At 71.6% G+C, this 24,777-nt stretch carries 22 protein-coding genes; 5 read left to right on the forward strand and 17 right to left on the reverse strand.

The genetic code is table 11. From position 1 onward, the window contains the following. Positions 1-11 precede the first annotated feature (11 nt). From Drose_RS28130 to Drose_RS28140, 3 genes are read right to left on the reverse strand one after another with little or no spacing between them, the layout of a single operon-like run. A complete protein-coding gene (locus tag Drose_RS28130; protein WP_260724312.1) occupies positions 12-1,628 on the reverse strand; it encodes a glycosyltransferase family 39 protein in 1,617 nt (538 codons plus the stop codon). Next, positions 1,618-2,784, reverse strand: a complete 1,167-nt coding sequence (locus tag Drose_RS28135; protein WP_260724313.1) for a glycosyltransferase — start codon at positions 2,782-2,784, stop codon at positions 1,618-1,620. Before Drose_RS28135 ends, Drose_RS28130 begins: the two co-directional genes overlap by 11 nt. After that, positions 2,678-3,289: a GtrA family protein gene (locus Drose_RS28140; RefSeq protein WP_260724314.1), complete on the reverse strand. Its 612-nt coding sequence runs from the start codon at positions 3,287-3,289 to the stop codon at positions 2,678-2,680. Before Drose_RS28140 ends, Drose_RS28135 begins: the two co-directional genes overlap by 107 nt. A 148-nt stretch (positions 3,290-3,437) precedes the next feature. Here Drose_RS28140 and Drose_RS28145 point away from each other — a divergent pair, with 148 nt between their 5' ends. The 3 genes from Drose_RS28145 (at position 3,438) to Drose_RS28155 (ending at position 6,460) form a co-directional block, all read left to right on the forward strand. Beyond that, complete coding sequence (locus Drose_RS28145) at positions 3,438-4,085, forward strand: response regulator (RefSeq protein WP_190257651.1); 648 nt, start codon at positions 3,438-3,440, stop codon at positions 4,083-4,085. 314 nt (positions 4,086-4,399) lie between these two features. Then, entirely contained in the window at positions 4,400-5,140 is a 741-nt protein-coding gene (locus Drose_RS28150; protein ID WP_260724315.1) for a sensor histidine kinase, read from the forward strand. Positions 5,141-5,254: 114 nt separating this feature from the next. Beyond that, positions 5,255-6,460 carry a cytochrome P450 gene (locus tag Drose_RS28155; protein ID WP_260724316.1) on the forward strand — a complete coding sequence of 402 codons (1,206 nt, stop codon included), beginning with the start codon at positions 5,255-5,257 and terminating at the stop codon, positions 6,458-6,460. A gap of 98 nt (positions 6,461-6,558) precedes the next feature. Here Drose_RS28155 and Drose_RS28160 read toward each other — a convergent pair whose 3' ends face one another. Beyond that, entirely contained in the window at positions 6,559-7,215 is a 657-nt protein-coding gene (locus Drose_RS28160; protein WP_260724317.1) for a response regulator, read from the reverse strand. Next, a complete protein-coding gene (locus Drose_RS28165; RefSeq protein ID WP_260724318.1) occupies positions 7,212-8,330 on the reverse strand; it encodes a sensor histidine kinase in 1,119 nt (372 codons plus the stop codon). The genes Drose_RS28160 and Drose_RS28165 overlap by 4 nt, the downstream gene beginning before the upstream one ends. A 162-nt stretch (positions 8,331-8,492) precedes the next feature. Between Drose_RS28165 and Drose_RS28170 the strand changes: the two genes are divergently transcribed. Further along, positions 8,493-9,758, forward strand: a complete 1,266-nt coding sequence (locus tag Drose_RS28170; protein WP_260724319.1) for a hypothetical protein — start codon at positions 8,493-8,495, stop codon at positions 9,756-9,758. A 128-nt stretch (positions 9,759-9,886) separates the two neighbouring features. On the opposite strand, the gene Drose_RS28175 is transcribed toward Drose_RS28170, so the two are convergent. The 7 genes from Drose_RS28175 to pgsA form a co-directional block, all read right to left on the reverse strand. Beyond that, positions 9,887-10,642 (reverse strand): YebC/PmpR family DNA-binding transcriptional regulator, encoded by a 756-nt coding sequence (locus Drose_RS28175; protein ID WP_259858500.1) that lies wholly within the window; start codon positions 10,640-10,642, stop codon positions 9,887-9,889. Positions 10,643-10,647: 5 nt separating this feature from the next. Beyond that, entirely contained in the window at positions 10,648-11,259 is a 612-nt protein-coding gene (gene pdxT / locus Drose_RS28180; RefSeq protein ID WP_260724320.1) for a pyridoxal 5'-phosphate synthase glutaminase subunit PdxT, read from the reverse strand. 7 nt (positions 11,260-11,266) lie between these two features. Then, a complete protein-coding gene (gene pdxS / locus Drose_RS28185; RefSeq protein ID WP_313899941.1) occupies positions 11,267-12,175 on the reverse strand; it encodes a pyridoxal 5'-phosphate synthase lyase subunit PdxS in 909 nt (302 codons plus the stop codon). A 243-nt stretch (positions 12,176-12,418) separates the two neighbouring features. Continuing rightward, positions 12,419-12,886, reverse strand: coding sequence for a hypothetical protein (locus tag Drose_RS28190; RefSeq protein WP_260724321.1), 468 nt, complete (start codon positions 12,884-12,886; stop codon positions 12,419-12,421). 10 nt (positions 12,887-12,896) lie between these two features. Beyond that, a complete protein-coding gene (locus tag Drose_RS28195; RefSeq protein ID WP_260724322.1) occupies positions 12,897-14,027 on the reverse strand; it encodes a glycosyltransferase family 4 protein in 1,131 nt (376 codons plus the stop codon). 10 nt (positions 14,028-14,037) lie between these two features. After that, on the reverse strand, positions 14,038-14,955 hold the full coding sequence (locus Drose_RS28200) for a phosphatidylinositol mannoside acyltransferase (protein ID WP_260724323.1): 918 nt from the start codon (positions 14,953-14,955) through the stop codon (positions 14,038-14,040). Further along, the gene (pgsA, locus tag Drose_RS28205; protein WP_260724324.1) at positions 14,952-15,599 is read right to left on the reverse strand and encodes a phosphatidylinositol phosphate synthase; all 648 of its coding nucleotides are present in this window, start codon (positions 15,597-15,599) and stop codon (positions 14,952-14,954) included. The genes Drose_RS28200 and pgsA overlap by 4 nt, the downstream gene beginning before the upstream one ends. A gap of 193 nt (positions 15,600-15,792) precedes the next feature. Here pgsA and Drose_RS28210 point away from each other — a divergent pair, with 193 nt between their 5' ends. Further along, the gene (locus Drose_RS28210) at positions 15,793-17,955 is read left to right on the forward strand and encodes an elongation factor G-like protein EF-G2 (protein ID WP_260724325.1); all 2,163 of its coding nucleotides are present in this window, start codon (positions 15,793-15,795) and stop codon (positions 17,953-17,955) included. Between the two features lie 349 nt (positions 17,956-18,304). Here the strand turns inward: Drose_RS28210 and Drose_RS28215 are convergent, their stop codons facing one another. The 5 genes from Drose_RS28215 to Drose_RS28235 form a co-directional block, all read right to left on the reverse strand. After that, on the reverse strand, positions 18,305-18,781 hold the full coding sequence (locus tag Drose_RS28215; RefSeq protein ID WP_260729833.1) for an HIT family protein: 477 nt from the start codon (positions 18,779-18,781) through the stop codon (positions 18,305-18,307). A gap of 44 nt (positions 18,782-18,825) precedes the next feature. Further along, on the reverse strand, positions 18,826-20,826 hold the full coding sequence (thrS, locus tag Drose_RS28220; protein WP_260724326.1) for a threonine--tRNA ligase: 2,001 nt from the start codon (positions 20,824-20,826) through the stop codon (positions 18,826-18,828). A 53-nt stretch (positions 20,827-20,879) separates the two neighbouring features. Next, a complete protein-coding gene (locus tag Drose_RS28225) occupies positions 20,880-21,464 on the reverse strand; it encodes a phosphatase PAP2 family protein (protein WP_260724327.1) in 585 nt (194 codons plus the stop codon). A 76-nt stretch (positions 21,465-21,540) separates the two neighbouring features. After that, positions 21,541-23,970, reverse strand: coding sequence for a VIT domain-containing protein (locus Drose_RS28230; protein WP_260724328.1), 2,430 nt, complete (start codon positions 23,968-23,970; stop codon positions 21,541-21,543). Further along, the gene (locus Drose_RS28235; protein WP_260724329.1) at positions 23,967-24,758 is read right to left on the reverse strand and encodes a helix-turn-helix domain-containing protein; all 792 of its coding nucleotides are present in this window, start codon (positions 24,756-24,758) and stop codon (positions 23,967-23,969) included. The genes Drose_RS28230 and Drose_RS28235 overlap by 4 nt, the downstream gene beginning before the upstream one ends. Positions 24,759-24,777: the final 19 nt, after the last annotated feature.

Raw genomic sequence — 24,777 nt, forward strand, 5'->3', positions numbered from 1 at the left:
CTCCCGGCAACTCACGAGGTGGCACCGATCTTGATGATGGACAGTGAGACGTCGCCCCGGGTCGCCTCCCACACGGTCTGGCCGTGCTGGTCGATCGCCTCGATGATCCAGGTCTCCCCGCCGCGCTCGAGTGCGTCGCGCATCTTGTTCGACATCACGACGTAGTCGATGTTCTCCCAGCTCATGTGGAAGACCTTGTCCCGCACGTCCGGGTCGGACGTGGCCTTGTAGTGCGAGTGCGCATAGCGGTACGGCGGGTTGTTGTCGTGCAGCGCGACCCAGATGTCGTCGTCGATGATGAGCCGCGCGTCGGTCGGCACGTTGGCCTTGATCCAGGCCACCTGCTGCTCCTGGAGGCGGGTGAGCGGCAGCCGGTACGCGTCGCTGAACTCCAGCTCGCCCTTGGTGTTGTACTTGACCATGAACCCGCCCGGCATGACCAGCACCGGCACGAGCAGGCAGGCGACCAGGACCGCCGCGCCGGCCTGCTTGGTGCGCCGGGTGAGCCAGCCGAAGAACATGCCGAGGTTCAAGGCGAACAGCGGGACCATCGGCGCGATGTAGAAGTCGAGCAGGGCGCTTCTGGTCAGGTAGAAGCCGTAGCCGAGGGCCATCAGCGCGCAGGCCAGCATCGGCCCGCGCAGGCGCTTGTTTCTCCGGCCGGCCAGCAGGCATAGCGCCGTGACGGCCACGCCGGCGACGAGGATGTACCGGTCCTTGAACAGCCAGCTCTCCCGCAGCAGGTAGGAGAAGGACAGGCCGGTGCCGGTGTTGGAGTTGCGGTGTAGCTGCCACCACACGGTGTAGAGCAGCGACACGTGGTCACCCGGCGTAGCGGACTCGAGGTTGAAGTTGAAGTTCTGCGGGAACAGCTCGTTCTTGATCTGGGCGAACAGCAGGTAGGCGGTCACCGGCGCGAGGACCGCGAACCACCAGAAGCTGACCCCGAAGCGCCGGTTGGACTGCTCCTTCAGCGTGCGGTGCAGCAGATAGGCGCAGCCCGGCAGGATGAACAGCGCGTTCTCCTTGGTCACCAGCGACAGCCCGAAGCACGTCCCGGCGCCCATCGCGGTGACGATCCGGCCGTCCTTGCGGGCCAGCAGGTAGAGGCCCAGCAGGATCCAGAACATCATCAGGTTGTCGAGCAGGACCTGGCGCTGGTAGTACACCCCCAGCGGAGACAGGTTGAACACGACCGTGGACAGGAACGCCGCGGGCTTGCTGCCGCTGAACCGGCGCACGATCTCGAACATCAGGAACACCGACGCCACGTGGACGATGAGCATCAGGACGCGGCCGGTGTTGATGGCGTTGCCGAAGGCCTGGAACTGGCCGGGCAGCACGCTGACCCAGCCGGCGATCGCCAGCCAGCCCATCGGGGCGTGGTCGTAGAAGTAGGTGTACGGCGAGAGCTTGGCCTCGCGGAGCACGGACCACGCCTGCTCCATGTAGATGCCCTCGTCGGTGAGGTACAGCGGATAGCGGAACATGTTCCACCCGTGGCTCACCAGGCCGATGAGCATGCACAGGGCGACGAGCCAGCGGCCGCCCGCGCCGAGGGGGTCCCGTTTCGGGGCCTTCGGCAGTGGCGTCGCCGGCCGTGCGGGGGTGAGGATGTCAGCCGACATTGCTCAGCTCCGGTGCTTCGGTGCGGTGTGCGCCGACGTGGGCGGTCTTCTCCCAGTTGGTGGCGCCGCGCATCTGCCGCCAGAGCGCGCGGGCCGCCGCGTAGGAGAGCAGCATCTGGTACGGGAACCAGCCGATCGCCATCTTCACGACGGTCCCCGGTGACGCCTTGAGCCCGTGCGCGCCGGTGAACTCGTAGAGCCCGACCACGGACATGACGAAGTGCGCGCCGAGCAGCAGCACCGGCAGCCAGGACAGCATCGCCACCGGTACGGGCACGCTGAGGACGAACGCCTGCAGCAGCGCGACCGGCAGGTAGACGCCGAGCATCGCCTGGACGTGCGGGAAGGCGAGCGTGTACCAGGCCAGGAACCGCTGCCGCCGGTTCGGCATCTGCTTCCAGGTGCCCTTGCCCAGGGTCTGCATGAAGCCCTGGCACCACCGGGTGCGCTGCTTGATGAAGCTCTGCAGCGTCGGCGGCGTCTCCTCCTTGGTGACGTAGCGGTCGTCGTAGACCACCCGCACCTTCTCGCCCATGCTGGAGACCCGCAGCCCGATGTCGGCGTCCTCGGTCAGGTTGGTCTCGTCCCAGCCGCCGAGCCGCTCGATGAGCTCGCGCTGGAAGAAGACGGTGTTGCCGCCGAGCGTGATGGCGCCGTTCTTGGCGTGGTAGTGCAGGCGGCTGCGGAACCAGAAGAAGTACTCCAGCACGTTGAACGTCGAGTACCAGTTGGAGTCGAAGTTCATGAGCTGGACGCCGGCCTGCACGACGGACACCTGCTCGGTGACCATGATGGTGTTGACGATGTCGAACAACTGCGGTTCGACCTCGTCCTCGGCGTCGAAGATGGCGACGATGTCGTGCTGGGCGTACCGCAGGGCGGTGTTGAGCCCGTGCGGCTTGTTGATCGGGCCGTCGTCGAAGACGACCACGTCCACGTTGCCGCGGCCGAGCTGGCGCAGCCGGGCGATCTGCGCCTGGGCCTGCTCGATGGTGCCGACGTCGTCAGCCGAGCAGACCACCAGGATCTGCACGAGGTGCGGCGGGTAGTCAGCGGACGCGGCGCGGGCGATGGTGGCTTGGATGACCTCCTCCTCGTGGCGCGCTGGGAGGATGGCGGTGAAGGAGAGTTGCGGCGTAACACGTTGATCGGGCACCCGTGCCTTGGCGTCCGCCTCTGGCTGGTCCCAGGTATAGATCATCAGATATAAGGCGTGCGCCGCTTGCACCGTCAGTAGTAGCGAGATCAGGGTGACGCCGGTCAACACGATCTGCTCCATCGGTGCGTTCACTCCAAATCCACTTCGAGCTGACGGCGAAGTTCACCGCGAAGCCGGCGCCGATGCCGACCAGGTTGGCTGGGAGGTAGTGCATGCCGAGTCCCACCAGGATCTGGACCACGACCACGTTGACCGGCAGCGCGGCGAGGCCGGCCAGGCTGTAGTAGGCGAAGCGCTGCAGCGACAGGCTCCGGCGCCGGAAGGTCCACAGTTCGTGCAGGATGTAGTTGGAGACGAGCGCGATCTCGACCGACGCGACCGTGGCCGGCAGCAGGGCCAGCCCGAGCAGTCCGTGCAGCACGAGCAGGGCGACGTTGTTGACGACGACACCGCTGGCTCCCACCAGGGAGAACCGGCTCAGCCGGTTCAAGTAGTGCGTCACGCTCACAACCGTGCCGCCCGGCCGCCCTCCGCCACATCACGCCGCGGTCCGGCGGCGGTCCACACCTTCGGTCTCCCCCAATCGGCCTAGTCCACCTGGCACCTGATACGTGGTGATTCGCACCTTTCTCCGGGTATAGGCCGCCACGATGAGTATCAGGATCCTGATCGCCGACGACCACGCGATGGTCCGCGAGGGCCTGCGCAGCTTCCTGTCCCTGAGCGCCGACCTGGAGACCGTCGGCGCCGCGGCGGACGGGCGGGAGGCCGTGGCCCTCACCCACGAGCTGCGGCCGGACATCGTGCTGATGGACCTGCTGATGCCGGGCCTCGACGGCATCAGCGCGACCGCCGTCATCCGCCGCGAACTGCCCAGTGTGGAGGTCGTCGCGCTCAGCGGCTACCTCGAACCGCAGTTGATCGCCGACGCCCTGCACGCGGGCGCCGTCGGTTATCTGCTCAAGGACACCGACGCCGAGGAGTTGCACCGCGCGGTACGGGCCGCGGCCGCCGGACAGGTGCAACTGTCCCCGGCGGTGGCCGCCCGCCTGGTCCGGGACGTGCACGTGCCGACCACCCCGCCGCAGCTCACCAGGCGCGAGGAGGAGGTGCTGATCCTGCTGGCCCGCGGCCGGGCCAACGGGCAGATCGCCCGCGAGCTGCACATCGCGCCGCAGACCGTCAAGACGCACGTGAGCAACATCCTGTCGAAACTCAACGCCGAGAGCCGTACCCAGGCCGCCCTCTACGCGATGCGTGTCGGGCTGGTCCCTGTCCACGCGGCGGCCCCGAGTTGAGCGCGGCGCTCGACGAGCTGTGCTCGCTCGCCCGAAACGTGACCGGCGCGCAGTCCGTCCACGTCCTCGACGCCACGGCGGTGGTGCGCGCCTCGGCGGGCGCGTCCGCCGGCGTGGATTCGGACCTGGCCGCCCGCGTCCTGTCGACCGCCCGCCCGGCGCGCGTCGACCCCGTCCTCTACCTCCCCCTCCCACCCCCACTTCCCAGCGTTGATCATGCAGTTGTGGTGCCTGACAAAGCCGGACATCGCGGGAGTGTCCCGGCACCACAGGTGCAAGATCGACGCGGGGTGGGGGTTGGGGTGGGGGTTGGGGTGCTGGTCGGGATCGGGCGGCGGCGCGCGCCGCGGGCCGCCGAGCTCGCGCCGTTCGCGCCGCTCGCGCGGCTGCTGCTGAGCGGGGCCGCCGAGCCGATCCAGGAACGCGAGCGGCTCGCCCGGGACCTGCACGACTCCGTCGTCCAGACGCTGTACGGGATCAGCCTCGGTGCCGGTACCGCCGCCGAACTGCTCCACGGCAACCCGGCGCAGGCGCGGGAGTCGCTCGCCTGGATCCAGGAGACGGCCGCGGCGGGCCTGTCTGACCTGCGCGGCATCATCCTGCGGCTGCGGCCGGAGACGCTGGTCGGCTCGGGGCTCGCGACCGCGCTCAAGGGTCTCTTCGAGACGCTGCACGCGGCGCCGGGCCGCGACGAGGCGCAGACCGACTGGGGCCTGCAACTCGACGCCGACCCGGCCGTCAGCCCGGAAGTGGAGGAGGCCTTGTACCGCATCGCGCTGGAGGCGCTGGCCAACGCGGCCCGGCACGCCGCCGCCGCACATGTCACGCTCCGGCTGTCCGGCGACGACACGCAGGTCGTGCTGGAGGTGGCCGACGACGGGGTCGGGTTCGCGGCCGACGGCCCGCACCCGGGCCGGCTGGGGGTGCGGTCGATGCGGGAGCGGGCGGTCCTCGTCGGCGGGCGGCTGGAGATCGTCACCGCCCCGGGGGCCGGCACCGTCGTCCGCGCGGTCCTGCCGGCCCTGGCTACCGCTTCCGTCCTACCCGCCGGGTGAGGCACGGGGGCGGACGGGCCGCGACCTTGGACCCATGCGCGTGGTTACCGACCTCACGAAGTGTCAGGGCTACACCCAATGCGCCTTCCTGGCCCCGGACCTCGGGAGGAATTCGTGACCGCCTCGGTCGGCTCCGGCTTCGACGCCGTCCTCGACCCGGTGAACCGGCACAACCCGTACCCGCTCTACACCTCCCTGCGGCGCACACCCGTCGACCGGCAGCCGGACGGCACCTACGTCGTCACCACCTTCCGCGAGGTGGCCGACCTGCTGCACGATCCACGCGTCAGCTCGCAGCTCGACAGCGACCTCGACGCCGCCGACCCGCACGCCCGGATCGGGCTGCCGCCGAGCTTCCTGCGGCTCGACCCGCCGGAGCACGACCGGCTGCGCCGCCTCGCCACCCGGCCGTTCGGCCCGCCGCACAGCCCGCACCGCGTCGACGACCTCCAGCCGAAGCTCGAGGACATCGTGGCCCGGCTGGTCCGCGACCTGCCGGGCTCGACCGTGGACCTGGTCGACCACTTCGCGTATCCGCTGCCGGTCCTGGTCATCTGCTCGCTGCTCGGCGTGCCGGTCGAGGACGAGCCGAAGTTCCGCGGCTGGATCGACACCGCGCTACAGTCGATCGACCCGCGGCGCGCCCGGCAGGAGCAGCTCGACGCCGCGCACGCCGGGTTCCGCGACCTGGCCGGCTACCTCGGCGACCTCGTCGACCGGCGCACCGCCGAGCCCGGTGACGACCTGCTCTCGGCCCTGGCCACGGACGACGGTCCCGACGGGCGGATGACCCGGGAGCAGCTCATCAGTACCGCGGTGCTGCTGCTCATCGCCGGCCACGAGACGACGGTCAACCTCGTCGCCAACGCGGCCCTGGTCCTGCTGCGCCAGCCGGTCTGGCTGGACCGCCTCCGCGCCGACGACGGCCTCGTCATCCCGTTCGTCGAGGAGGTGCTGCGCTGGGACCCGCCGGTCCAGATGCTGCCGTGGCGGCGGGCCCTGTCCGACATCCCGCTCGCCGGCACGACGATCCCGCAGGGCGCGTCGATCACGCTGGTCCTGGCGGCGGCGAACCGCGACCCGCAGGAGATCCCCGATCCGGACCGCTTCGACCCGCAGCGCCGCCAGATCCGGCACCTCGGCTTCGGCGATGGCATCCACTACTGCTTCGGCGCCCCGCTGGCGCGGCTGGAGGCCCAGGTCGCGCTGCGCGGCCTGGCCCCGGTGCTGGCGCACGCCCGGCTGCTGGAGGATCCGCCGGTGTACCGCATGAGCGCCATCCTGCGCGGCCCCCGCCACCTGCGCGTCGCCCTGGGCTGAATGAACCCTGGACTGAGCCTTGGACTGGGCCCGGGATCGAGGCCGGGGCGGTCCGGGCGGACGTGGCGCGGCGGGTCGCGGAGCTGCCGCGCCGGCCGTCAGGCGCTGCCGGCGCGGACCAGGCCTGACTCGTACGCGTAGACGACCGCCTGGACACGGTCGCGCAGGCCCAGCTTCATGAGCACCCGGGCCACGTGGGTCTTCACCGTGGCCTCGCCGACCGTCAGCGCCGCGGCGATCTCGCCGTTGGACAGGCCGCGGGCCATCAGGCGGAGCACGTCGGTCTCGCGCGGGGTCAGCTCGGCCAGCTCCGGCGGCGGCTGCGGGCCCGGCGAGCCGGCGAACGCCGAGATGACCCGCGTCGTGATCGCCGGGTCGAGCAGCGCCTCGCCGCCCGCGACCACCCGGATCGCGGTGATGAGATGCTCCGGCGACGAGACCTTGAGCAGGAAGCCGCTCGCACCGGCGCGCAGGGCGTTGTACAGGTTCTCGTCGGTGTCGAACGTGGTGAGGACGATGATGCGCGGCGCGCCCGGCGCCGACAGCAGCGTCCGGGTGGCGGCCAGCCCGTCCTGGCGGGGCATCGCGATGTCCATGAGCACGACCTCGGGACGCAGGCGCCGCGCCAGGGCGACCGCCTCCACGCCGTCACTGGCCTCGCCGACGACGGTCATGTCGGGTTCGGTCTCGATGACCATGCGCAGACCGGCCCGTACCATCCGCTGGTCATCGGCGATGACGACCTTGATCGTCATGCGGGCGCCGCCACCTGGGCCGGGAGCCGCGCGTGGACCGCGAATCCGCCCTCCGGGCCCGGACCCGCCGTGAGCTCGCCGCCGAAGAGCATCGCACGCTCCCGCATGCCGATCAGGCCCTGGCCGCCGCCGGCGACCGGGGACGCGGTCGTCCCGCCCTTGTCGACCACCGACAGGTGGACGCCGTCGTCACCGTACCGGATCTCGACGGTCACCCTGGTCGGGCCCGCGTGCTTGAGGACGTTGGTCAGCGCCTCCTGGATGATGCGGTACGCCGAGAGGTCGGCCGCCGGCAACAGCGGCACGGGCACGCCCTCCCGCTTGAACGTGACGGTCAGCCCGGCCTCGCGCACCTGCGCCAGCAACTCGTCGAGGCGGTCCAGCCCGACCGGGGCGGCGGCCGCGCCGCTGTCGTCACCGCGGAGCAGGCCCAGGGTCCGGCGCAGCTCGCCCACGGCGTCCCGGCCGGCCGACTCGATGCTCCTGAGCAGCTCACCGTCGACGCTGAGCCCGGCGTCGAGACGCCGTCGCACGACGCCCGCCTGGATCACCATCACCGTCACGCTGTGCGCGACCATGTCGTGCAGCTCCCGGGCGATGCGCACCCGCTCCTCCATGACCGCCTCGCGGACCCGCTGCTCGCGGATCGCCGCCCGGGCGGACGCCGCGTCGGTGTTCTGCCGGTGCTGGATCGCGAACGCGATCCCGAGGCCCCACGGCACGACCGGGAAGAAGAACGCGCCCATCGGATCGGTGTGGTCGACGTCCCAGTAGGTCAGCGCGGTGGCGACGACCAGCCCCAGCCCGACGAAGCCGCGGACGCTGCCGGGCCGGGGCGGCAGGTAACGGCCCACCGTGTAGGCCGCGATGATCATCGCGGCGAGCTGCCACAGCCGGTACGTGACGACCATGTCGCTGTAGAAGATCTTGTTCGCGTGCACGCAGCTCGCGGCGAGCCCGACGAGGGGGACGGTCCGCCGGAGCGCGACCAGCACGGCGAAGACGGCGAGCGCGAACGGCCACCACGCGCCCGGCATCCGTACCACGGCCTCCTCCGTGAGCGCGAACGCCACGAACCCGCCGGCCACTCCGAGATCGACCTGCCACCTGCGCACACCGAAACGGTACGGGCTGCGCGGTCACCCCCTCGCCCGTCCGCCGGATGACCGGCCGTCCCCCGCGCGGCGGACCCCGGTTCGCTCGCGCTGCGGGTTACCGGCAGGTCGGGTCCGCCTAACGTTCACCGCCGTTGCACTGCTGATGACAAGGAGGAACCGATGCGGCGTACGGCTGCTGCGGTCTGTTTGGTCCTGGCCCCCATCACGTTGGCCGTCGCGACGGCGGTCGACCCGGCCCTCGGCGCCGAGGACCAGAGCTACGGCATCTACCGGGACAACCCCGGTGCCATCGAGTGGCACTCGGTGCTGCTGCACTGGGCCTGGGTGCTGTTCGTGCCGGGCCTGATCGGCCTGCTCGACCCGATCCGCAAGCGGGGGGCCGTCCTCGCCCGCATCGCGTGGATCGCCGTCGTGTTCGGCCTGGTCACGTTCGCCGCGCTGATGGCATCCGACCTCATGGTGCTGGCCCTGGAGCAGAACCTCCCCAACGACAAGGTCAAGGCCGTCGACGAGGCCTTCCAGGCCATGGCGTGGGCGCAGTGGGGCTGGCAGGTGCCGGGCCTCCTCGGCTGGGCGGTCGCGCTGCTGCTCACCCCGATCGCGGCGGCCCGGGCACGGGTCATCAACTGGTGGACGGCGGGCGCCGCCCTGGCCGGCACCGCGGGATACTTCCTGTTCGCGATCTCCCCGGTGCCGCTGTGCCTCGTCGGCCCGGCGGTCATGACCGGCGCGTACGCGGTGGCCGGCTGGCAGCTACGCCGCGTCACGCCGCCCGCGGAGCCCGACTCGTTCGGCGCGTTCCGGTTCACCGTCGGCCGGCTCTGCATGGTCCTGGCCCCGGTGTCGTTCGGCGTCGGCCTCGCGACGGTCCCCGGTCTGTCGGCGGACACCGCCGGCTTCCTGGAGCACCCGGCCCTCGCCCAGGCGAGCGCCTTCTTCCTGCACCTCTCCTGGGTGCTGTTCATTCCGGCGGTACTGACCGCGACGCGCGACGGCGGCCGCTTCGCCCGCATCGCGGGCTTCGTCACGGTGCTGGCGCTCGCGAACTTCAGCGCGCTGATGGCGGGCGACTACGGTGACCTGGCGGCGCGGCAGACCCTGGACCAGGCGACGGCCGACAAGGTGCAGGCTTCGATGGGCGAGCAGGCGCTGTTCACGTTCGCCTGGGTGCTGCCGAGCATGGCGGGCACACTGCTGGGCCTGATCCTGGTGGCGGTGGCGACGACGGTGGACGGCCGCTCCCGCTGGTGGGTCCCCGTGCTGGTGAGCGCCGGCATCGCGGCGTTCCTGGTGCTGGGCGTGGGCCCGCTGAGCCTGGTGAGCCCGGCGCTCCTGCTGGCGGGCTTCGGATTGCTGGCCCGCTCGCTGCGGTTCACGTCCACGCCGTCCCCGGCACCGGCGCCCGCACCGGTGCCCGCCGGCTGAGACCCACCGCGCGCCCACCCTCGTCGATCATGCGGTTGTGGTGCCGCGACACTCCCTGAATGCCCGGGTTTGTCAGGCACCACAACTGCAAGATCGACGAGGGTGGGCGCCCGCTCGAACGCGGAGCGTCAGGCCTCGACCAGGGCCATGACCTCGTCGCTGACGTCGAAGTTGGCGTAGACGTTCTGGACGTCGTCGCAGTCCTCGAGCGCGTCGATCACCTTGAAGACCTTGCGGGCGCCCTCCTCGTCGAGGGGAACGGTCACGCTCGGGACGAACGAGGACTCGGCCGACTCGTAGTCGATGCCCGCCTCCTGCAGAGCGGTGCGGACCGGGACCAGGTCCGACGCCTCGCAGATGATCTCGAACGACTCGCCCAGGTCGTTGACCTCCTCGGCGCCGGCGTCGAGGACCGCGAGGAGCAGGTCGTCCTCGGTCAGGCCGTCCGCCTTGGGGACGATGATGACGCCCTTGCGCGAGAACATGTACGACACGCTGCCCGCGTCGGCCAGCGAGCCGCCGTTGCGCGTGAGGGCGACCCGCACCTCCGTCGAGGCACGGTTGCGGTTGTCGGTCAGGCACTCGATGAGGATCGCGACGCCGTTCGGACCGTAACCCTCGTACATCGCCGTCTGCCAGTCGGCACCGCCGCCGATGAGGCCGGAACCGCGCTTGACGGCGTTGTTGATGTTGTCGTTCGGTACCGAGTTCTTCTTCGCCTTCTGAATGGCGTCGAACAGCGTCGGGTTTCCGGCCGGGTCACCACCACCGGTGCGCGCGGCCACCTCGACGTTCTTGATCAGGCGGGCGAAGAGTTTGCCGCGCTTGGCGTCGATGACCGCCTTTTTGTGCTTGGTCGTCGCCCATTTGGAGTGCCCGGACATCTCTGCTAACCCTCCGTCGTCTGACCCGCCTCACGCGCCATCTCCACGAAGTACCGATGGACTCGGAGGTCGCCGGTGAGCTCGGGGTGGAAGGCCGTCGCGAGCAGGTGCCGCTGCCGAACCGCAACGATCCTACCGGCGGCCGGCCCGTCCTTCACGCGGCCCAGCACCCGCACGTCGTCACCCACCGACTCTACCCAGGGCGCCCGGATGAAGACCGCGGAGAACGGACCGCCCTCGATATCCGAAATGTCCACGGAGCCCTCGAAGGAGTCGACCTGCCGGCCGAAGGCGTTGCGGCGGACCGTCATGTCGATCCCGCCGAACGGGACCTGATCCGGTCGCGCGTCCAGCAACGACGAGGCCAGCATGATCATTCCCGCACACGAGCCGTAGACCGGCATCCCGCCGGCGATCCGCTTGCGGACCGGCTCCATCAGGCCGAACTCGACCGCGAGCTTGCTCATCGTGGTCGACTCGCCGCCCGGGACGATCAGCGCGTCGACCGAGTCGAGCTCCTCCGGCCGCCGCACGGGCCGCCCGATCGCGTCACAGGCGGCCACGGCGTGCAGGTGCTCGCGGGTATCGCCCTGGAGGGCGAGCACACCGATGATCACGAAAAGGTCACCAGCCCCGCTCGGCGAGGCGGTGCGGCACCGGGATGTCGTCGACGTTGATGCCGACCATGGCCTCACCCAGGCCGCGGGAGACCTTGGCGAGCACGTCGGGGTCGTCGTAGAACGTGGTGGCCTTGACGATCGCGGCGGCGCGCTGCTGCGGGTTGCCCGACTTGAAGATGCCGGAGCCGACGAACACGCCCTCGGCGCCGAGCTGCATCATCATCGCGGCGTCGGCCGGGGTGGCGATGCCGCCCGCGGTGAACAGCACGACCGGCAGCTTGCCCGTCTCGGCGACCTCCTTGACCAGGTCATACGGCGCCTGGAGCTCCTTGGCGGCGACGAACAGCTCGTCTTCGGGCAGGGAGGAGAGCCGGCGGATCTCCTGCCGGATCTTGCGCATGTGGGTGGTGGCGTTGGACACGTCGCCGGTGCCGGCCTCACCCTTGGAGCGGATCATGGCGGCACCCTCGTTGATGCGCCGCAGGGCCTCGCCGAGGTTGGTGGCGCCGCAGACGAACGGCACGGTGAACGCCCACTTGTCGATGTGGTTGCTGTAGTCGGCCGGGGTGAGCACCTCGGACTCGTCGACGTAGTCGACGCCGAGCGCCTGGAGGATCTGAGCCTCGACGAAGTGCCCGATCCGGGCCTTGGCCATCACCGGGATCGAGACGGCGTCGATGATGCCGTCGATCATGTCCGGGTCGCTCATGCGCGACACCCCGCCCTGGGCGCGGATGTCGGCGGGAACCCGCTCGAGAGCCATGACGGCGACCGCGCCGGCGTCTTCGGCGATCTTGGCCTGCTCCGGCGTGACGACGTCCATGATGACGCCGCCCTTGAGCATCTCGGCCATCCCGCGCTTGACGCGGGCGGTGCCCGTCACGGACGAGCTGGGTGTGGGCGACTCGGACACGGCGCAGCACTCCTCACAACAAAAGACCCGGATTCACCCGCAAGTTTACGCCCGATCACCCGGCAGCCCCGACAGCCAATGCCAACCCCGCGGCCCACAAACCCCCTACCCCCGTTGATCTTGCAGTTGTGGTGCCTAACAAGTCGGACATTCAGGGAGTGTCTCGGCACCACAACTGCAAGATCAACGGGGCGGGCGGGCGGGCGGCGGCGGGCGGGCGGCGGCGGGCGGGAGCGGCGTGGGTCAGGGTAGGGACGGGTCGTCGACGTCGAAGTACGTCGGGGCTGGGTGCTTTCGGGCCAGGCGGAACAGTCTGATCAACGGTCTGCGGCGCACGGCGAGCGCGTCCCGGACGACGTCGTTGTGCACCTGCCGCGCCAAGGCCACCCGGCGGCTCACGTGCACCAGTGAGTCCAGCACGTCCTGCGGTGCCCCGGTCACGGAGCGCAGGTGACGGGTGAGGTCGTTCTCGGCGATCTCCCGGTCCTCGGGACCCGCGTCGAGGGCGATTCGGGCCGCGTACATCAACGTGGGCACCTGCGCGGCCTCGGCGAGCGCCACAGCGGCGACCGCGCGGCGGACGAGATGCGCATCGAGAGTCGCGTACGCCGCGCCCGCCCGGGCGTGCAGCCGGTCGACGCGAGCGGCCAGCCAGGTCAGGTACGTGGCGATCACCACCACTACCGCCACGACGGCGATCACCCACCACATGCGGCGCAGCCTACGGGACCGACTCCTGCACGGTCGCTCCGGCGACCTCGATCGCCGTCGAGTAGACCTCGAGGACACGCTCCGCGAGGACGGGCCAGTCGTAGGCGGCGACCACCTCGGCCGCCCGGGCCGCGATCCGGGCCCGCCGCCGCGGGTCGTCGAGCAGGTCCGCGGCGGTCGCGGCGAGTGCCGCCGCGTCGCCGACGGGGAACAGCGCACCGGCGGCGCCGCCGGCGAGGACCCGCCGGAAGGCGTCGAGGTCGCTGGCGAGCACGGGCGTGCCGGCGGACATCGCCTCGGTGAGGATCATGCCGAAGGACTCGCCGCCGGTGTTCGGCGCCACGTAGAGGTCGACGCTGCGCAGCATCCTGGCCTTGTCGTCCTCGGAGACCTTGCCGAGGAACACGATGCGGTCCCGGACGTCGGCCGGCACGTCGTCGAGCACCTCGTCGACGTCACCCGGGCCGGCGACCAGCAGCCGCAGCCCCGGCCGGTCCCGCGCCAGGATCCGGAAGGCCGACAGCAGGTACGGGAAACCCTTCCTCGGCTCCGTGAACCGGCCGAGGAAGCCCAGCGCGCCGTCGCCCGGCCAGCCGTCGAACGGCTGCGCGGCGCGGTACTTCGCGACCTGCACCCCGTTGGGGATCTCCCACGCGCTGCCGCCCAGGTGCTCGACCTGGACCTTGCGTGCCAGCTCGCTGACCGCGATGCGGCCGGTGATCCGCTCGAGCACCAACTGGAGCACCCCCTGCGCGGCGGCGAGGGCGCGTGAGCGGGTCATGGCGGTGTGGAACGTCGCGACGACCGGGCCGCGCGCGGACAGTACCGCCAGCATCGACAGGCTGGGGATCAGCGGTTCGTGGACGTGCAGCACGTCGAACCGGCCGGCCGCCAGCCAACGGCGCACCCGGGTCGCGGAGATCAGCCCGAACGAGACCCGGGCGATCGAGCCGTTGTAGGGCACGGGCACGGTCCGGCCGGCGGGCACGACGTACGGCACGGTCATGCCCTCGTCGTCCCCGGGCGCCAGGACGCTGACGTGATGGCCGAGGGAGATCAGGGTCTCGGCCAGGTCGCGGACGTGGTTCTGCACGCCGCCCGGCACGTCGAAGGAGTACGGGCAGACGATCCCGATGCGCAACGCCCCTCCTTCAGGCCACTGGAGTCTTCGCCGGCTCGTCCAACCAGAGCCGTTGCAGCATGTGCCAGTCTTCCGGATGGCGCGCGATGCCCTCGGCGAGCTGGTCGGCGACGCGCTGGGTGACCAGCCGCACGCGGACGTCGAGCGGCCCCTCGCCGGCGGCCGGCATCGGGAGCGGGCCCACGAGGCGACCGGCCGCCGCATCCGCATCGAACCACATCTGTGCCACGTACAGGGGGGCACCGGTCCGCAGGGCGAGCAGCGCCGGACCGGCCGGCATCTTCGTCCGGCCGCCGAAGAACTCGACCTCGACCCCCCGGGCGGTCAGGTCCCGGTCCGCGAGGAGCGGCACGACCGCCCCGGCGCGGACGCGCTCCTCCAGCACGTCGAACGCCGGGCGGTCACCGCCGACGAGCGGCAGGATCTCCATACCCAGCGAGCGGCGGAACTCCAGAAACCCGCGGTACACGCTCTCGGGTTTGAGCCGCTCGGCGACCGTCGTGATCGGCCAGCCCTGTGCGGCGACCCACGCGCCGGCCGCGTCCCAGTTGCCGCCGTGCGGCAGGGCGACGACCGTGCCGGCCCCGGCGGCGACGTGCTCGCCGAGCAGTTCGCCGCGCTCCAGCCGGAACCCGCGCAGGATCTGCTCCTTCGACCGGCCGGGCAACTGGAATGCCTCCAGGTAGTACCGCGCGTAGGAGCGCAGGGCCCGCTCGATCAGCGCGGCGAACTCCGCCTCGGGCAGCTCGTCGCCGACGACCCGGCGCAGGTTCTTCGCCAGGGTCGCGGTCCCCTTGCCCGGTTTTCCGCCACGGTACGCCCGGGCGCCGTGCCCGGCCGCCGCGGCGAACAACGGCCACACCGCACCCCGCGGCAGCCTCGGCAGCAGCGAGAACGCGGCGCCGTAGCCGAGCTCGACGAGGTTCACGACACGCCGGCCTGCTGGTCCGTCTGCCGGTCCGCCTGCTCGTTCGCCTGGCGGTGGACGGTCACCATCCGCTGCGCGACGGTGACGATCGACAGCACGCCGAGGATCCACAGGACGACCTCCAGGCCGTACCGCACGTCGAAGCCCCACAGCAGGCCGCCGATGCCGAGGATGATGAGCCGCTCGGAACGCTCGATGAGCCCGACGTTCGCGGTCATCCCCAGGCCCTCGGCGCGGGCCTTGACGTAGGAGACGGCCTGGCCGGCGACCAGGCAGAGCAGTGCCGCGGCGACCCCGCGCAGATCGTCCCGCGTGGCGAAGTAGTAGGCCACGGAGCCGAAGATCGCGCCGTCGGCGATGCGGTCCATGGACGAGTCGAGCAGCGCGCCGAACTTGTTCGTCACGCCGCGGAGGCGGGCCATCGTGCCGTCGAGCATGTCGGTCAGGCAGCTCACGGTGATGATGACGAGCGCGATGACGAGGTGGCCGCGCGCGGCGAAGCCCAGGGCTCCGACGAGCACGCCGACGGTGCCGGCGACGGTGACCGCGTTCGGGGAGACCCCGGCACGCAGCAGCGCCGCGGCGACGGGCTGGACGACTCGGCCCAGGGAGGCCTTGCTGACTACGCTGAGGATCTTCGCCATGGCGCTCCCACGATAACGGCGGCGAAGCTTGGCGGATACCGCCGCGTGGGACTGCTCACGGTGCTTGAGTAAACCTCATGCCGTGATGAGCGGCGGTGGGCTTGTGTCGGTGATGTTTCGGGTGTGGGATCGGTGAACAGGTCGTGACTGTGAGGCTGCTCACAGAAGGCTTCGGGCTGACGGGAGGCGCGTAATGGCGCAGAAACTCCAGGAGAAGGGGGTCACCGGCCACGCACCGGTGGTTGATGACCCCGGCAGGGTACGTAACGTGGTGCTCGTCGGGCACTCCGGTTCCGGCAAGACGACGCTGGTCGAGGCGCTGCTTGCCGCGACCGGGACGATCGGCCGGGCCGGCGCGGTGACCGAGGGCACCACGGTCACCGATCACGATCCGGCGGCGGTGAAGCAGCAGCGGTCCGTCACGCTGTCCTCGGCGCCGATCATGCATGGCGACGTCAAGGTCAATCTCCTCGACACCCCCGGCTACGCCGACTTCGTCGGTGAGTTGCGGGCCGGTCTGCGGGCCGCGGACGCGGCGCTGTTCGTCGTGTCCGCGGTCGACGGGATGGACGCGGCGACCGCCGCGCTCTGGGAGGAGTGCGCCGCCGTGGGCATGCCCCGCGCGGTCGCGGTCACCCGGCTCGACCACCAGCGGGCGGACTTCGACGAGACCCTGGCCCACTGCCAGGAGGTCTTCGGCGACAACGTCCTGCCCCTCTACCTGCCGATGCTCGGCGACGACGGCACGTCCGTCGAGGGGCTCATCGGCCTGGTCACCCAGCGCGTCTTCGACTACTCCGGCGGCTTCCCGCCGCGGCTGCGCGAGCCCGACCCCGAGCACCTGCCGGCGATCGAGGAGTCCCGCAACAGCCTGCTCGAAGGGATCATCGCCGAGAGCGAGGACGAGACGCTCATGGAGCGGTACCTCGGCGGTGAGGAGATCGAGACCTCGGTGATCGTCGACGACCTCGAGAAGGCCGTCGCCCGCGGCACGTTCTACCCGGTCGTGCCGGTCTGCTCCGAGACGCGGGTCGGGCTCGACGTGCTCCTCGAGGTGCTCACCAGCGGGTTCCCGTCGCCGCTGGAGCACGTGGTTCCTCCGGTCACCGACCTCGACGGCAACCCGCACGCCCCGCTGCGCTGCGACCCGCGGGGCCCGCTGATCGCCGAGGTCGTCAAGACGACGATCGACCCGTACGTCGGGCGGGTGTCGCTCGTCCGCGTGTTCTCCGGCACGCTGCGCCCGGAGCAGCCGGTCCACATCTCCGGGCACGGCATGGCCGAGCGCGGGCACCCCGACCACGACGCCGACGAGCGGTTCGCCCACCTGTTCTCGCCGCTGGGCGCGAACCTGCGCGAGGTGCCGTTCGCGGTCGCGGGTGACCTGGTCGCGATCACCAAGTCGGGCACCGCGGAGACCGGCGACACGATCTCGGGCAAGGACGAGCCGCTGCTCATGGCGCCGTGGGAGATGCCCGAGCCGCTGCTGCCGATCGCGATCGTCGCCAAGACGCGCTCCGACGAGGACGCCCTCGCCAAGAACCTGGGCCGGCTCGTCGCCGGAGACCCGACGCTGCGGCTGGAGCGCAACAGCGAGACGCACCAGTTGGTCCTGTGGTGCATGGGCGAGGCGCACGCGGACGTCGTACTGGACCGGCTGCGCGCCGGCGGGGTCGAGCTGGACACCGAGCCGGTCAAGGTCTCCCTGCGGGAGACGTTCGCCGCGCCGAGCCAGGGGCACGGGCGGCACGTCAAGCAGTCCGGCGGCCACGGGCAGTACGCGGTCTGCGACATCAAGGTCGAGCCGCTGCCGCGCGGGTCCGGCTTCGAGTTCGTCGACAAGATCGTCGGCGGCGTGGTCCCCCACAACTACATCCCCTCGGTCGAGAAAGGTGTGCGAGCCCAGATGGAGCGCGGCATCGTCGCCGGCTACCCGGTGGTGGACGTGCGGGTGACGCTCTTCGACGGCAAGGCGCACTCGGTCGACTCCTCCGACGCGGCGTTCCAGACCGCGGGGGCGCTCGCCCTGCGCGAGGCCGCCGAAAACGGCCGGACGACGCTGCTGGAGCCGATCGACGAGGTGACGATCCGGGTGCCCGACGACTTCGTCGGCGCGGTGATGAGCGACCTGTCCGGTCGCCGGGGCCGCGTCCTGGGCAACGAACCCGACCCGGCCGGTCACGAGCGCACCCTGGTCCGGGCCGAGGTCCCGGCGACGGAACTGGTCCGCTACGCGGTCGAGCTGCGCGCGATGACCTCCGGCTCCGGCACGTTCACCCGCTCGTTCGTCCGCCACGACCCGATGCCCGCCAACCTGGCCGAGGTGGTCAAGCAGGAGCACGCCGCCGCCCGCTGACGGCGGCGACCCCGCTCGCGGCGCGCCTGCATCCGGGCTGGCCGCTGACCCACCCCTCCCCGCGTCGATCATGCAAGGCCGCGACGTCAGGCCCCTTGGTCAGCCCCGGACAAGGCCGACAATTCGAGCGCGTGACCCGGAGGTGTCGCCGCCACTCCGCCACCCGCTCGACCGTGCGTCACCACCCAGTAGCACAACACCGGATTGCCAGACGACCGCACGACTCAACGTCGCGACCTTTGTTGATCATGCAGTTGTGGTGCCTCGACACTCCCACGATGTCCGGGTTTGTCAGGCACCACAACTGCAAGATCGACGCACAGAAAGGCGCGGGGGGCGCGGGAGGGGGCTAAGGGAGGGGGGTGGGCCAGGCGTCGGCCAGGAGTTTGCGGGTGTCCGTCAGTAACTGGGGCAGGACCTTGGTGCGGCCGACCACCGGCATGAAGTTGGTGTCGCCGCCCCACCTCGGGACGATGTGCTGGTGCAGGTGGGCGGCGATGCCCGCGCCGGCCACCGCGCCCTGGTTCATGCCCAGGTTGAAGCCGTGCGCCGCGCTGACCCTGCGGATCACCCGCATCGCCGTCCGGGTGAACGCGGCGACCTCGGCGGTCTCGGCCACCGTCAGGTCGGTGTAGTCCGCGACGTGCCGGTAGGGCACCACCATCAGGTGCCCGGGGTTGTACGGATAGAGGTTGAGCACCGCGTAGGCGAGATCGCCCCGCGCGACGACGAGGCTCTCGTCCTCCGGCAGGCCGGGCGCCCGGCAGAACGGGCACCCGGTCGGCTCGTCATGGTCACCGGCGCGATCCTCCTTGATGTACGCCATCCGGTGCGGCGTCCAGAGGCGCTCCAGGTCGTCCGGGACGCTGGTCACGACGCGCTCGGACCCACGTTGGTCCGGGAGCGGACGACCTCCACCACGTGCGCCACGGCCTCGTCGAGCGGGACGCCGTTGCGCTGGGAGCCGTCGCGGTACCGGAACGAGACCGTGCCGCCGTTGACGTCGTCGTCGCCGGCGATCGCCATGAACGGCACCTTCTGCTGCTGGGCGGTCCGGATCTTCTTCTGCATCCGCTCGTCGGAGTGGTCGACCTCGGCGCGGATGCCCTCCTTGCGCAGCCGGGCGACGAACTCGGCGAGGTAGCCGGCGTGGTCGGCGCGGATCGGGATGCCGACCACCTGCACCGGCGCCAGCCAGGCCGGGAACGCGCCCGCGTAGTGCTCGGTGAGGACGCCGAAGAACCGCTCGATCGAGCCGAACAGCGCCCGGTGGATCATGACCGGCCGCTGCCGGGTGCCGTCGGCCGCCTGGTACTCCAGCTCGAAGCGCTCCGGCAGGTTGAAGTCGAGCTGGATCGTCGACATCTGCCAGGTGCGGCCGATCGCGTCCCGTGCCTGCACCGAGATCTTCGGCCCGTAGAACGCCGCGCCACCCGGGTCGGGCACCAGGTCGAGCCCGGACTCGGTCGCGACCCGGCGCAGCGTCTCGGTCGCGGTCTCCCAGACCTCGTCCGAGCCGACGTACTTGTCCGGGTTCTTCGTCGACAGCTCCAGGTAGAAGTCGGTCAGGCCGTAGTCCTTGAGCAGGTCGAGCACGAAGTGCAGCAGCGAGGCGAGCTCGCTCTCGATCTGCTCCGGGGTGCAGAAGATGTGCGCGTCGTCCTGGGTCATGCCACGGACCCGGGTCAGGCCGTGGATGACGCCGGACTTCTCGTACCGGTACACGGTGCCGAACTCGAACATCCGCAGCGGCAGCTCGCGGTACGACCGCCCGCGCGACCGGAAGATCAGGTCGTGCATCGGGCAGTTCATCGGCTTGAGGTAGTAGTTCGCGCCCTCGACCTCCATGGGCGGGAACATGCCGTCGGCGTACCAGTCGAGGTGGCCGGAGACCTCGTACAGGTGCCCCTTCGTGATGTGCGGGGTGTTGACGAAGGAGTACCCGGCCTCCTCGTGCCGCTGCCGGGAGTGGTTCTCCATCTCCCGCCGGATGATGCCGCCCTTCGGATGGAAGACCGGCAGGCCGGAGCCCAGCTCGTCGGGGAAGCTGAACAGGTCGAGGTCGGCGCCGAGCTTGCGGTGGTCGCGGCGGGCCGCCTCCTCGAGGAGCTTCTGGTACTCCTTCAGGGCGTCCCGGGTCGGCCACGCGGTGCCGTAGACGCGCTGGAGTTGCGGGTTCTTCTCCGAGCCGCGCCAGTAGGCGGCGGCGGTGCGGGTCAGCTTGAACGCCTGGATCAGCCGGGTCGTCGGCAGGTGCGGGCCGCGGCACAGGTCGGACCAGCACACCTTGTCGGACTGGGCGTCGACGTTGTCGTAGATGGTCAGCTCGCCGCCGCCGACCTCCATGACCTCACTGGTGTCGACGTCGGACTTGGCGTCGACCAGCTCCAGCTTGAACGGCTCGTCGCTGAGCTCCGCCTTGGCCTGCTCGACCGAGTCGAACCGGCGCCGGCGGAACCGCTGCCCCGACTTGATGATCTCCTGCATGCGCTTCTCGAGCCGGTCGAGATCGTCGGGGTGAAACGGCGTGTCGACCTGGAAGTCGTAGTAGAACCCGTGCTCGATCGGCGGGCCGATGCCGAGCTTGGCCTCCGGGAACAGGTCCTGGACGGCCTGCGCGAGGACGTGCGCGGTCGAGTGGCGCAGCACGTCGAGCCCGTCGGGCGAGGACATGTCGACGGCCTCGACCTCGACGTCCCGCTCCGGGGTCCAGTCCAGGTCACGCAGCTTGCCCTCGGCGTCACGGACCACGACGACGGCCTTCGGACCGGTGGCGGGGAGCCCTGCGGCGGCGACCGCGGCGCCCGCCGTCGTGCCCGCCGTGACCACGATGCGCGGAGGGGCTTCAATGGTCTGGCGCGCTGTGGACACGGTCTGCTCCCAAGCTCGGTCGGTCGGGTTTCCTCCCGATGCTATCGGGGCGCTCAGCGCAAAGCCGCGAACACCCCTCCGGCGACGAGCGCGCCGACCGCCGTGCCGACGACGACCTGTGTGACGGTATGGTCCGTCAGCCGGACGCGGGACCAGCCGACGGCGGCGACGAGCGGCGCCGTGACGGCGAGGAGCCAGCCGTAGACCAGCATCAGGATGACGACCGAGCCGGCGGCGACCGCGGCGTGGATCGACATCTTCCACCAGTGGTTGACCGCCATCGCCACGATCAAACCGACCCCGCCGGCGACGACGGCGGCGATCAGGTCGCGGTCGGCGCCGAGCCACAGCAGCACGGCGAACCCGACGGCGACCGAGCCCAGCCCGACGAGCAGTGGCCCGCGCCGCTGCTTGTGGTCGCCGACGTGGTGGTCGGTGAGGCTGCCGTTGCGGACCCCGCGGAGGATGTACAGGAAGGGCAGCACGCTCTCGAACAGCGCGGCGACGACGCCGAGGGCCAGGCCGCGGGCGGGCCGCCCGGGCTCGCTGTGCAGGCCGAGCAGCACCAGCAGGACGGACACGAGCACGGCCGGCGCGAAGAGCTCGGTGAGCGCCCTGGCGATTCGCTGGCTGTTCACCGCCGCACCGTACCGGACCGGTGCACTCCCCGTCGTCGAGTGCACCGCCCGGCAGGTCAACGGTCAGCGTCCGCGGTCAGCGCCGCCAGAAGGCGCGGCGCGGCTCGGCCTGCGGCGGCGGGTCGCCGGCGGCCTCGTCGAGAGCCTCCAGGACGAACCGCCACAGCTCGTCGAGTGGCCGCGCGGCGATCCCGGCCGGGGTCAGGGCGTCGGTGAGCTGCCGCAGCTCGGGCAGGCCGAGCGCGGCCAGCCGCGAGCCGAGGTCCTCCAGCAGCTCCCGCCGCTCGTAGTCGGGCCGGTCCGCGGCCTCCCGGAGCCGGGCCGCCTCCTGCGTGGCGAGCTCCCGCAGGTCCACGCCGGTCACGCGGGCCAGCGCGGCGTCCACGTCGGCCTGCTCGAACCGGATGGACCGCGAGTGGCCCCGGCCGCGCGACATCCGGGCCATCCCGCCGCCGCCCGTGGCGAACGGCGCCGGGGCCGGCATCGCGCGGGGCGCCGGGGGCGGCGGGCCGCTCGGCGCGGACGCGCCGGGCGCCATCGACATCGGCATCGGCATCGGCATCGAGGCCGGCACCGCGGAGAACGGCGGGGACATCGGTTGCAGCGGTGGCGGCGGTACCGCGGTCGGCGGCTGCCAGCCGGCGGGCGTCTCGACCGGCTGGGTCACCCGGCGGGGCTGGTCGCCGTCGGTGACCACGCGGCTGTCGACGGCCACGTACGCCGTGAAGCGGCACAGCACGCCGAAGCGCAGCGACGTGGCGGTGATCCGCTCCTCCAGGTCGTCGGAGGGGACGCCCCCGGACACGTAGGCGTCCTCGAGGTCGCGGAGCAGTGCCCGGGCCCAGACCGCGGTGAGCGCGGCGTTGTCGTGCCGCTCCGCGGTGACCGTCGCCGACCAGGGCAGCTCGTCCCGGGTCGTGCCGGCGACGGTGAGCGCGCCGGCGACCGGCCCGCGGTACCGCCCGGCGACGACGAACGGCACACCGGGAAACACGTCGGGGAGCCGCGCCGGGGTCCGCGTGCCGTCGAGGAGGTCGAGGCCGGCGGGCGTGACCGTCACCCCGGTGAGGACCGGGGCACCGATCCGCCGGTGGATGTGGTCCATCGCCGTGTCCAGGCGGTCCTCGCTCTCGACCAGCTCGCAGCGGCCGCCGCCGGCGACGGCGAGCCGGCCGAGGAAGCCGGCGTTGACGGCCCGGTCGATGCCGACGGTGTGGACGCGCACGCCGCGCAGGGCCGTCGAGACCGTGCGCAGGATCTGGTCCTCGTTGCCGACCTGGCCGTCGGTGACCAGCACGAGCACGCGGTCGCGGGTGCCGGCGGCGGGGTCCGGGTCGCAGGCAAGCAGCTTCAGGCCCTGCAACAGCGGGTCGAGCAGTTCCGTGCCGCCGCGGGCGTCGACCCTCGCCAGGTGTTCGATCGCGCGGTACCGGTGGCGGTCGGTGCCGGCGACGAGCCCGGCGGGCAGGGAGCCGGGCGCCTCGACACGGTCGTCGAAGGCGAGCACCGTGAAGCGGTCGTGCGCGTCGAGCGTGTCGACGATCCGGGCCGCGGCCCGGCGGGCGGCGACCATCTTCCAGCCGCCCATGCTGCCGGAGCGGTCGAGCAGCAGCACCACGTCCTTGGGGCGGGGTGCCGTCCGCGCCGCCGGCGGGAGCACGGTCAGCAGGTAGGTGCCCTCCTCGCCGTCGGCGTCGGGCGCGAGGGCGAGGCTCTGCGCGCCGGCGCCGTAGCCGATGCGCAGGACGAAGTCGCGGTCGGCGCGCTCGCCCGGCCGTACCGTCAGATGTCCTTGGTCCTCCACGACCGTGTGGAGGCTGGACCGGACGTCGCCGAGGGGCAGCCCGGCCGGGTCGATCGTCACGTCGATGCCCAGCCGCAGCGGGTTCGGGAAGCCGGGCAGCAGCACCGGCGGGCTGATCCGCGAGGCGTCCGGGACGGCGTCGGTGTCCAGCGCGTACCCGTCGCCGACACTGTCGCCGTCGAGCGGGGCGCCCGGGACGTACCGCGGGGCGACGACGAGCGGGAAGCGGTACGTCGCCTCGCCGTCCTCGAACGCCAGCGGCCCGACCAGGGACAACGTCACGCTGACCCGCTCGCCGGGCAGGATGTTGCCGACCCGCATGGTGAACACGTCGGGCCGCTCCTCCTCCGCGATCGAGGCGCGCTGACCGGCGGCGATCGCCGTGTCGTACGCCTCGCGGGCGGCCCCGCGCTCCCGCAGCTCGGCCTCGACGACCCGCCCGTCGGCGGTCATCGCCATCCGGATCACGGCGGCGCGGTCGGGCAGCGGGAAGATGTAGGTCGCCTCGAGCGGCGTGGTGTGGACGTTGACGAACTCCTGGACGAGGTCGGTGCGGGCGACGAGTCCGGTGATGGCGGCACGGACGTCGAGCCGGTCGAGGGGAAGGTTCCCGCGCTCGGTGCGCAGTGCGCCGATCCCGGCCTCGTCCGCGGGGACGGCGACCCGGTCGGCCTCGGCCTCGGTCATCGTGGCGACTCTCATTTCGCACTCCCTGAGTTCGGCGTGGTGGACTGGTCGGCAGGCCCGCCGGGCAGGATTCCCCGGCTGGTGAGCAGGTCGAGCAACGGCTGTGCGGCGGCCCGGATCGCGGCCACGTCGTCGGCGCCGGGGTGCGCGGGCAGCAGCAGCACGGCGCCGCCCGGCAGCGGCACCCCGGTGAGCAGGCCGGGCAGGCCCGGTCCCGACTCCGGCGGCCGGACGCCCGGCGCCGGTGGTGCCGGGCGGCGGACCGGCGGACCGGCGGCCGGCGGATGGTGACTGCCCGGGGAGTCGGTCCAGAACCGCCGACGGCCCTTCCCGGTTGCCGCCGGTCCGCCCGCGGCATCGGCACGATCGCCGGTTCCGTCGCCGCCGGCCGCCACATCCATTGATATGCCGGATTTATCCGGATTGCCGAGGTGAGTCACGCTCGGCGCTCCCCCGGGCGGGCCGCCCGGCAGGGCCGCAAGGCCCTCGGGCACGTCGGCGATGGCGCCGAGCACCTCGTCCGGGACGTCCGCCAGCTCCACCTGGATGTCGGCGATCCGCTTCCCCCGCGACTGCAGGCGCTTGATCGCCACCAACTGCAGCAGGTGACGCGGCCCGTAGAGGGCGACCCGGCCACGCATCACCGGGCGGTCGACGAGGCCGATCGTCGCGTACCACCGGATGGCACGCGCGTCGGGCACGTCCCGCACCCGCCCGTTCGGCGCGCCCGCGTAGGCGGCACCGCCGAGCGCGGCGGCCACCCGGGCCGTCAACTCGTCGAGCGTCCATCCTGTCGCGGTCATGCCGCCAACTATGACACTG

The organism is Dactylosporangium roseum (assembly GCF_025264685.1).
In the GTDB taxonomy this organism is placed as follows: domain Bacteria; phylum Actinomycetota; class Actinomycetes; order Mycobacteriales; family Micromonosporaceae; genus Dactylosporangium; species Dactylosporangium roseum.